Source organism: Mesorhizobium sp. WSM4841, assembly GCF_055811515.1.
In genome coordinates this window covers 1-8,825 of sequence record NZ_JBVVQC010000002.1, presented here as the reverse complement: position 1 = coordinate 8,825, position 8,825 = coordinate 1, and the positions used below count along the sequence as shown (strand labels likewise).

9 protein-coding genes are annotated in these 8,825 nt (G+C 62.5%); 6 read left to right on the top strand and 3 right to left on the bottom strand.

What is annotated here, in order from left to right; genetic code table 11:
- Positions 1-23: 23 nt before the first annotated feature.
- Positions 24-932, bottom strand: a complete 909-nt coding sequence (gene ppk2, locus AC0L14_RS02085; protein WP_473526050.1) for a polyphosphate kinase 2 — start codon at positions 930-932, stop codon at positions 24-26.
- A gap of 206 nt (positions 933-1,138) precedes the next feature.
- Here ppk2 and AC0L14_RS02080 point away from each other — a divergent pair, with 206 nt between their 5' ends.
- From AC0L14_RS02080 to AC0L14_RS02070, 3 genes are all read left to right on the top strand, one after another.
- On the top strand, positions 1,139-2,410 hold the full coding sequence (locus AC0L14_RS02080; RefSeq protein WP_473748529.1) for a sensor histidine kinase: 1,272 nt from the start codon (positions 1,139-1,141) through the stop codon (positions 2,408-2,410).
- A gap of 202 nt (positions 2,411-2,612) precedes the next feature.
- Entirely contained in the window at positions 2,613-3,338 is a 726-nt protein-coding gene (gene phoU, locus AC0L14_RS02075) for a phosphate signaling complex protein PhoU (protein WP_473483750.1), read from the top strand.
- Between the two features lie 91 nt (positions 3,339-3,429).
- Positions 3,430-4,437 (top strand): magnesium and cobalt transport protein CorA, encoded by a 1,008-nt coding sequence (locus tag AC0L14_RS02070; protein WP_473483748.1) that lies wholly within the window; start codon positions 3,430-3,432, stop codon positions 4,435-4,437.
- 62 nt (positions 4,438-4,499) lie between these two features.
- Here AC0L14_RS02070 and AC0L14_RS02065 read toward each other — a convergent pair whose 3' ends face one another.
- On the bottom strand, positions 4,500-5,018 hold the full coding sequence (locus AC0L14_RS02065; protein WP_473748528.1) for a GcrA family cell cycle regulator: 519 nt from the start codon (positions 5,016-5,018) through the stop codon (positions 4,500-4,502).
- Positions 5,019-5,371: 353 nt separating this feature from the next.
- Between AC0L14_RS02065 and AC0L14_RS02060 the strand changes: the two genes are divergently transcribed.
- From AC0L14_RS02060 to AC0L14_RS02050, 3 genes are all read left to right on the top strand, one after another.
- Positions 5,372-6,571, top strand: a complete 1,200-nt coding sequence (locus tag AC0L14_RS02060) for an acetylornithine transaminase (RefSeq protein WP_473526047.1) — start codon at positions 5,372-5,374, stop codon at positions 6,569-6,571.
- A gap of 17 nt (positions 6,572-6,588) precedes the next feature.
- Positions 6,589-7,500, top strand: a complete 912-nt coding sequence (argF, locus tag AC0L14_RS02055) for an ornithine carbamoyltransferase (RefSeq protein WP_123146572.1) — start codon at positions 6,589-6,591, stop codon at positions 7,498-7,500.
- A gap of 93 nt (positions 7,501-7,593) precedes the next feature.
- Positions 7,594-8,628 carry an Hsp33 family molecular chaperone gene (locus AC0L14_RS02050; protein WP_473748527.1) on the top strand — a complete coding sequence of 345 codons (1,035 nt, stop codon included), beginning with the start codon at positions 7,594-7,596 and terminating at the stop codon, positions 8,626-8,628.
- A gap of 6 nt (positions 8,629-8,634) precedes the next feature.
- On the opposite strand, the gene AC0L14_RS02045 is transcribed toward AC0L14_RS02050, so the two are convergent.
- A partial coding sequence (locus AC0L14_RS02045; RefSeq protein ID WP_473748526.1) for a hypothetical protein occupies positions 8,635-8,825 on the bottom strand: 191 nt, incomplete at its 5' end.

Sequence of the window (8,825 nt, the reverse complement as noted above, 5' to 3'; positions counted from 1 at the left end):
TCCTTGGGGCGCGCGGCACTGCTTCAGGCCTGTATTCCCAGGAACGAAGGCCCTTCCCCGATGATCTTCTTGTCTTCCTTGCCGATGGCGTCGAGATCGCGGCCGTCATAGGGAAGCGACAACAGGATGCGCCGGATGATGGCAAGTCGCGCGCGCCGCTTGTCGTTGGCACGCACGATGATCCAGGGCGCGAATTCCTCGTGCGTGCGTTCGAACATGACATCGCGCGCCTTGGTGTAGTCGTCCCATTTGGTGATGCCGGCAATGTCGATCGGCGAGAATTTCCAGCTCTTCAAAGGACTCCAGCGGCGATCGTGAAATCGCTCAAGCTGTGTTTCCCGACCGATGTTTAGCCAGAACTTGAAGAAATGGATGCCCTCGTTGCAGATCATCCGTTCAAAATACGGCGTCTCGTCCAGGAATTTCTCGTGCTGCTCCGGCGTGCAGAAGCTCATGACCGGCTCGACGCCGGCGCGATTATACCAGGAGCGGTCGAAGGTGACGAACTCGCCGGATGTCGGGAAGTGCGCGACATAGCGCTGAAAATACCATTGCCCGAGTTCGGTTGGGCTAGGCTTGGTCAGCGCTACGTTGCGCGCTGTCCTGGGGTTCATGTACTGGCGCAGCGCGAAGATCGTGCCGCCCTTGCCTGCGGCATCGCGTCCTTCGAACAGCGACATCACCCGCTTGCCCGTCGATTGCAGCCATGCCTGCGCCTTGACCAGCTCGATCTGCAGCCGCTCGAGCGTCTCGTCATACTCGTCGCTTTTCATTTTCTTGTCGTAGGGGTAGCCGCCGGCGCTCAGCTTGTTGTCTTCGACCCAGTCCGGAAGCTTTGGATCCTCGATGTCGAACTCGCGCTCCTTGCCGTCGATGCGGATCTTCAGCGGACCTGGAACGGGCGCGGCGGCATCTTCCTTGGGGTTTTTCATCGAGACGAACCTTTCCAGTTTCCGGACTCATGCTATTGGGAGCCTTACTGCATCGGCCTGAAAATCGGAATCGTTTTCGGAACTTACGATGCAGCAGATTAACAGTGGTAGGGCGTCCACTGTGCGTCCAATTGGACGCACGGCGCTCTAGGCCGGTCCAGCGGGAAGTTTGCACCCGGCCGGACCGGGTGGAGGAGTGCGCGCGAATGGCTGACATGGGCGGCACAGAACAGCGAAGCACGGCGCAACTGGTCGCCACTCGGTTGTGGAACAGCCGCTGGCTGCTGGCGGCCGGCATCGTCGCGGTCCTGACGGTCTATGGTTTCGCAGACATGACCGGCTACGTGGTGCTGCTGGCATGTGCCGTGCTGCTGTTTGCCGCCGCGATGCTGCCGGCCGGCGTTGCGCGCCAGCCCGCGGAGGATGCCGCGGCGATCGAGGCGGGCGGGCTACAACAGCTGTCGGGAGAATATCTGGCGGCCGCCGTTGCTGATCCGCTGATCATCTTCGATCGCACCGCCACGATCGTCCATGCCAACGCCGCCGCCTTCGCCGCCTTCGGTGGCATCGCACCGGGCATGTCGCTGTCGCTGAAATTCCGGGCGCCCGAGATGCAGGCCTTGCTGGACAGTATTTTATCGGGCGCCGCCGCTTCGGATGTCGTTGACTATACCGAAAAGCTGCCGGTCGAACGGGCCTACCGGGTGAGTGCGTCTTCGGTCGGTCACGGTACCGACTTCTATGTGCTGGTCTTCAAGGACCAGAGCGAGGCACGCCGCATCGACCGGATGCGGGCCGACTTCATCGCCAATGCCAGCCATGAATTGCGCACCCCGCTCGCCTCGATCTCCGGTTTCATCGAGACGCTGCGCGGCCCGGCCCGCAACGACCCGGCGGCGCGCGAGCAGTTCCTGCAGATCATGCAGAACCAGACCGGCCGCATGGCGCGCCTGATCGACGACCTGCTGTCGCTGTCGCGACTGGAAATGAAACCTTATCTGAAGCCGGGAACTGAGGTCGATCTCCGCCAGACCCTCGACAGCGTCATCGATTCGCTGGGGCCGCTTGCCAGGCAGAACGGTGTTGCCATAGAGCGGGATTTCGCGGAAGGGCCGCTCAATGTGCCGGGGGATCGCGATGAACTTTTCCAGGTTTTCGAGAATCTGCTGGAAAACGCCTGCAAATACGGACAGTCGGGTGGACGTGTCGTGGTGACGATTTCTCATAGCGACGACGGTCCCGAACCGGGCATCGACGTCACCATCCGGGACTTCGGTCCCGGCATTCCCGAGGAGCACATCCCGCGCATCACCGAACGCTTCTACCGCGTCGATGTCGAAAACAGCCGGACCCAGAAAGGCACCGGGCTTGGCCTGTCCATCGTCAAGCATATCCTGACGCGCCACAACGCCAGGCTCTCAATCAAGTCGGAGGTCGGCAAGGGCGCAGCTTTCACGGTGCATTTGCCGGCGCACTGACGCCTCACTACCTAAGAACGCTTCGGCCGAAAACCGGAAGATGTTAGGACAGCCGGATGCGTGGATAAGGGACTTAGGGCGTACTCTGTCTCCAAGTGGACGCACGTCGCTCTAACGGTTTCTTTTTTCTGTCATCCGGTTAGCGTATCAGCGGGGATTCGAGGAAACGACTCGGACCAGAAGACCCCGGGAAGGCATCTCTATGCAGTCCGTGCACATCGTCAGCGCCTATGACGAGGAGCTGAAATATCTGTCGAAGCGCATCGCCGCGATGGGCGGGCATGCCGAACGCATGGTCGAACAGGCGATCGCGGCCCTGGTCAACGCCGACCCCGGTCTTGCCCAGAAAGTCATCCGTGACGATGCCGTTCTGGACGAAGGGCAGCGCGAGATCGACGACAAGGCGATCATCATCATCGCCAAGCGCCAGCCGATGGCGACGGATTTGCGCGAGATCGTCGGCGCGATCCGCATCTCGGCGGACCTCGAACGGGTCGGCGACCTCGGCAAGAATGTCGCCAAGCGCGTGGTTGCCGTCATAGAAGGGCGCCAGCCGACCAGCCTGTTCCGCGGCATTGAGGCCTTGGCCGACCTGGCGTTGACGCAGCTCAAGGAAGTGCTCGACGTCTACGCGTCGCGCTCGGTGGAAAAGATCGGCTTGGTGCGTGATCGCGATGATCAGATCGACGCCGTGTACACCTCGCTGTTTCGCGAGTTGCTGACGTACATGATGGAAGATCCGCGCAACATCACGCCTTGCACGCACCTGCTGTTTTGCGCCAAGAATATCGAGCGGATCGGCGATCACGCCACCAATATCGCCGAGACGATCTACTACATCGTCACCGGCGACCAGATGCCGGCCGAGCGGCCGAAGGGCGACAAGACAGACAAGATTGTGCTTCCCGTAACGCTACCGGCGAAGTGAACGGCTGCCTCTCGAACCCATTGCTGATTTAGGCTAAGCTTTACCGAACGTTCCTGATCCTGACCCGAGGCCATGCCTCCAGGAGGTAGCGATGGAAACCGTTCGGAACCTGACGCCGGCCCCGCCGACATCGGCCATCGTCGCTTCCAGCGTCTATACCGCCGGCCGGCGTGTCGCCGACATTCCGATCGAGGAAGCTGGCGAATGGGCCAAGAAGCCAGGCCATGTCGTCTGGATCGGCCTGCTCGAGCCGGACCGCAACCTGTTGCTTCGCGTCCAGGCGCAATTCCACCTGCACGATCTGGCGATCGAGGACGCCGAGCATCCGCATCAGCGGCCGAAGATCGAGCAATATGGCGATGCGTTGTTCATCGTTGCCCGCACGGCTCAACTGATCGACAGGCGCGTCACCTTCGGCGAGACGCATCTGTTTGTCGGCGCCGGCTACATCGTCAGCGTCAGGCACGGTCCGTCGACTTCTTATGCCGCCGTTCGCCAGCATTGGGAAAGCTGCCCGCATTCGCTAGCCAAGGGCGAGGATTTCGTCCTCTATGCCATTCTCGATTTCATCGTCGACAACTACATGCCGGTGCTCGAGCAGATCGAGGACGAGGTCGAGGCGATCGAGGACAGGGTCCTGCTGAAGCCGATGACCGGCTCCGACATAGAGCGGCTCTACATGCTGCGCCGCGATCTCTTGCGCCTGCGCAACGCCGCGCTGCCGCTGGTGGAAGTCTGCCGCCGGCTGACCAGCGCCGACCTGCCGCAGATCCATGCGGCCATGCACCCGCTGTTCCGCGACGTCACCGACCACATCCGCACCGTCCAGGAGAAGATCGACAGCTTGCGGGAGGTGCTCGCATTTGCCTTCGAGGCGAGCCTCCTGGTTGGCCAGAGCCAGGAAACGGCGATCACCAAGAAGCTCGCCTCATGGGCTGCAATCCTGGCGGTGCCGACGGCGCTCGCAGGCATCTACGGCATGAACTTCAACGACATGCCGGAACTTAGGATGGAATATGGCTACCCGGTCGTTCTGGGAGCGATTATTTTGGTCTGCTCGGTTCTCTACTGGCGCTTCCGCAAGAGCGGCTGGCTGTGAAGAAAGCGAATAGGGAATAGGGCAAGAAACGACTTGCGCCTTTCGCAAAGGCTATTCGCTATTCAGCGACTGCGCCGCCGCTCCGAAGCGGGCTGAAACGCAATGCGAGCGTGGTACTTGCAATAGGGTCCGGTTTCGGCCGCGTCGTTGCCGCAGAAATGGAACTCTTCCGAAAGCGGATCGCCATTCGGCCATTTGCATGTCCGCTCGGTCAACTCGACGAGTTGCAAATGCCGCGAGATCGGCACGACGACGTTCTCGACCGGACGGACGTAATGACGCGCCACCGGTACGGTGTCGAATTGCGCCTGCAGCGCGGTCGCGCCGATCGACGTGGTGATATGCCGCGCGGTGCTTGCCGCCCGCGACACCGATTTCTGGACGCCCGATCCTTGCACGCTCTTCTTCTGGCGTGCCGGCGTGGCGGTCGAGCGTCCGCGGCCCGACAGTTTCAGCCGATGCACCTTGCCGATGACGGCATTGCGGCTGACGCCCCCGAGCTGTGCGGCGATCTGGCTGGCGCTCAGTCCCTCCGACCACAATTTTCTAAGAAGTTCGACCCGCTCGTCAGTCCAATTCATGAGACCGCGCTCCTGCTGAAATGTGCGGCGATCGGAATCCTTCCACGATCCGGCTTCCGCCGGGCAGACACCACATATATCGGGTGATTAGGTCCGCCGCACGAAATCTAGTTATTTCTCGACTACAATTACCTTATGCGCTGACTCAGTGACAAGAGTCTGAGGGCCAACACGAATCAGTTTTTTCGGTTTTCCCCAACTTGCCCGGTCGCTGATGAGCCGGCGTCTCGCTGGAGAGCTTGCCGCGCGTCCTTGCGCGACCTTTTCGTTGACTTCATGGCCGAAAAACACGATAAGCCGCAAGGCCGCCGCTTTGGCGGCTTTTTGATTTTCCGGTTCCGGAGACGCATATAATGAGCGGTTCGGCGCTTTTCGAGACCTTTACCCGCGCACCCCTGGCCTTCGACCATGGGGAAGGCACTTGGCTGGTCACCGACAAGGGCGAGCGATATCTCGATTTTGGCGGCGGCGTCGCCGTGAATTCGCTGGGCCATAGCCATCCGCATCTGGTCTCGGCACTCACCGAGCAGGCGGCCAAGGTCTGGCATGTCTCCAACCTCTACGAGATTCCGGGGCAGAGCCGTCTGGGCGAGCGGCTGGTCGACGCCACCTTCGCCGACAAGGTGTTCTTCACCAATTCCGGCGCCGAGGCGCTGGAATGCGCCATCAAGACGGCGCGGCGCTATCACTTCGTCAAGGGCCATCCCGAGCGCTTTCGCATTATCAGCTTCGAAGGCGCCTTTCATGGCCGCACGCTGGCGACCATCGCCGCCGGCGGCCAGTATAAATACCTGGAAGGCTTCGGACCCAAGGTCGAAGGTTTCGACCAGGTCGGCTTCGACGACATCGACGCCGCCGAAAAGGCGATCACATCAGAGACCGCCGCGATACTGATCGAGCCGGTGCAGGGCGAGGGTGGCATCCGCCCCGTGCCGACGCAGTCGCTGAAGCGGCTGAGGCAGCTCTGCGAACAGCATGGCCTGCTCCTGATCTTCGATGAGGTCCAGTGCGGCATCGGCCGCACCGGAAAACTGTTCGCGCATGAATGGGCTGGCGTCACGCCCGACATCATGGCGGTTGCCAAGGGCATCGGCGGCGGCTTCCCGATGGGCGCCTGTCTCGCCACCGACGAGGCGGCCGTCGGCATGACCGCCGGCGTGCACGGCACGACTTTCGGCGGCAATCCGCTGGCGATGGCGGTCGGCAACGCCGTGCTCGACGTGGTGCTGGAAGACGGCTTCCTGGAGGAGGTCCAGCGCAAGGCGTTGCTGCTGAAGCAGGGGCTGGCGGGCGTCGCCGACGAGTTTCCTGACATCATCGAAGACATCAGGGGCACCGGCCTGATGCTCGGCCTGAAATGCGCCGCACCCAACACCAAGGTGAACATGGCGTTGCGCGACCAGCATCTGCTTGCGGTTCCGGCCGGCGACAACGTTCTTCGCCTGCTGCCGCCGCTCACCGTCACCGACGCCGAGATCCATGAGGCGCTCGACCGCATCCGTGCCGGCGCCCGGGGCCTGGCCGATGCCATCGCCGCGGCTGCCGCGAAGTAACAGTCGAAAGACCCCAAATGAGCCTTCGCCATTTCACTGACCTTTCCGCTGTTTCCGAGGGCGATCTGCGCTTCATGCTGGACGATGCCGTGGTGCGAAAGGCAAGGCTCAAGGCGGGCGAGCGGACAAAACCGCTCGAAGGCAAAGTGCTGGCGATGATCTTCGACAAACCGTCGACGCGCACGCGCGTGTCCTTCGACGTCGGCATGCGCCAGCTCGGCGGCGAGACCATCATGCTGACCGGCACCGAGATGCAGCTCGGCCGCTCCGAAACCATCGCCGACACGGCCAAGGTGCTGTCGCGCTATGTCGATGCGATCATGATCCGAACCACATCGCATGACCGGCTACTGGAGCTGACCGAGAACGCCACCGTTCCCGTCATCAACGGGCTGACCGACGATACCCACCCCTGCCAACTGATGGCCGACATCATGACCTTCGAGGAGCATCGCGGTCCGGTCGCCGGCAAGACAATCGCCTGGACCGGCGACGGCAACAACGTGCTGCATTCCCTGCTGGAGGCATCGGCGCGGTTCCGCTTCAACCTCAACGTCGCCGTGCCGGAAGGCAGCGAGCCGGCGCAGAAGCATGTCGATTGGTCGACGGCGCATGGCGGCAAGTTGCACTTCACCCGCTCGCCCGAGGAGGCGGTCCACGAGGCCGACTGCGTCGTCACCGACTGCTGGGTGTCGATGGGCCAGGAGCACCGTGCTCGCGGACACAATGTTTTCTCACCCTACCAGGTCAATGCGGCGCTGATGGCGAAGGCAAAGCCGGACGCATTGTTCATGCACTGCCTGCCGGCGCATCGCGGCGAGGAGGTCACCGACGAAGTCATCGACGGGCCGCATTCGGTAGTGTTCGATGAGGCCGAGAACCGGCTCCACGCCCAGAAGGCGGTTTTGGCCTGGTGTCTGGGCGCTTGATCCGGGCCACCTTGATCCGGCACTGCGTGGTGCCTATCTCAGGCGCATCACGCAAATCGAGCGCGTTTCGACGCATGCGCCCCGGAGGGCGGCATGGCCGCGCCCTGGAGCTTTGTCATGTTGGAAACTCATCAATTGGCTGAACAACAACCCAAACTCGGCGAATTCGGCTACGCCGGCGACGATCATGTCGTGCCCTTCGAGGTCGGCCCGCTCGACGTGCGCGGCCGCACCGTCCAGCTCGGACCGATGCTCGACGCGATCCTCAGCCGTCATGACTATCCCGAGCCGGTCGCTCGCCTGCTGGCGGAAGCCTGCGTGCTGACGGTGCTGCTCGGCACCTCGCTCAAGTTCGAAGGCAAGTTCATCCTGCAGACCCGCACGGACGGACCGGTCGATATGCTGGTGGCGGATTTTTCGACGCCGCATGCGCTACGCGCCTACGCGCGCTTCGACGCCGACCGGCTGGAGGCTCTGACGTCTGCCGGCGAGACTTCGCAGCAGACGCTGCTCGGCAGCGGTGTCCTGGCGCTGACGATCGACCAGGGCGCCCACACGCAGCGCTATCAGGGCATCGTCCAGCTCGACGGCGAGACGCTGGAGGAGGCCGCGCGCACCTATTTTCGGCAGTCGGAACAGATTCCGACCGATCTCAGGCTCACCGTGGCCAAGCTGTTGACGCCCGGCGTCGGCGGCGCCCGCGAGCAATGGCGTGCCGGTGGCATCCTGGCGCAGTTCCTGCCGCAATCGCCGGACCGCATGCGCGTGCCCGATCTTCCGGGCGGCGATGGCGATCCGCGCCAGGAGATCCACGATCCGGCCGACAATTCCTGGCAGGAACTGCTGGCGTTGCTTGGCACCATCGAGCCGACGGAACTGATCGACCCGACGATCGGCGCCGAGCGGCTGCTTTACCGGCTGTTCCACGAGCACGGCGTGCGCGTCTTCGGCGGCGTACCGGTTGCCGACCAGTGCTCATGCTCCAGGGAGAAGATCCGCGGCATTCTCGGAGGCTTCTCCGCCGACGAGATCAGGGACAGCACCGAGGATGGCGGCATTCACGTCGCCTGCGAATTCTGCTCGAAACAATATGACTTCGACCCGGCGGAATTTGCCGCCGCGCAATAACGAGCGTCAGTGCTGCCTATCTGCCCGCTGGCATTCTTCCAATGGAAGTAGGAATCGCCAAATACCGAGTGCGGTGCCTTCGCAGAACTTGGGTTCCTCGCCCCACGGAGTGGAGCCACCTTGTATGGGGCTTTCGCTGTCAAGGGGCCTTTTCAAGGCGGCCATCCCTTTGTTCGACGGTTTGGCGGCCATCCCTC

Excerpts from the sequence above, each read along its gene's own strand:
- ppk2 (WP_473526050.1), bottom strand. The coding sequence starts at position 932 with ATGAAAAACCCCAAGGAAGATGCCGCCGCGCCCGTTCCAGGTCCGCTG.
- AC0L14_RS02080 (WP_473748529.1), top strand. The coding sequence starts at position 1,139 with ATGGCTGACATGGGCGGCACAGAACAGCGAAGCACGGCGCAACTGGTC.
- phoU (WP_473483750.1), top strand. The coding sequence starts at position 2,613 with ATGCAGTCCGTGCACATCGTCAGCGCCTATGACGAGGAGCTGAAATAT.
- AC0L14_RS02070 (WP_473483748.1), top strand. The coding sequence starts at position 3,430 with ATGGAAACCGTTCGGAACCTGACGCCGGCCCCGCCGACATCGGCCATC.
- AC0L14_RS02065 (WP_473748528.1), bottom strand. The coding sequence starts at position 5,018 with ATGAATTGGACTGACGAGCGGGTCGAACTTCTTAGAAAATTGTGGTCG.
- AC0L14_RS02060 (WP_473526047.1), top strand. The coding sequence starts at position 5,372 with ATGAGCGGTTCGGCGCTTTTCGAGACCTTTACCCGCGCACCCCTGGCC.
- argF (WP_123146572.1), top strand. The coding sequence starts at position 6,589 with ATGAGCCTTCGCCATTTCACTGACCTTTCCGCTGTTTCCGAGGGCGAT.
- AC0L14_RS02050 (WP_473748527.1), top strand. The coding sequence starts at position 7,594 with ATGGCCGCGCCCTGGAGCTTTGTCATGTTGGAAACTCATCAATTGGCT.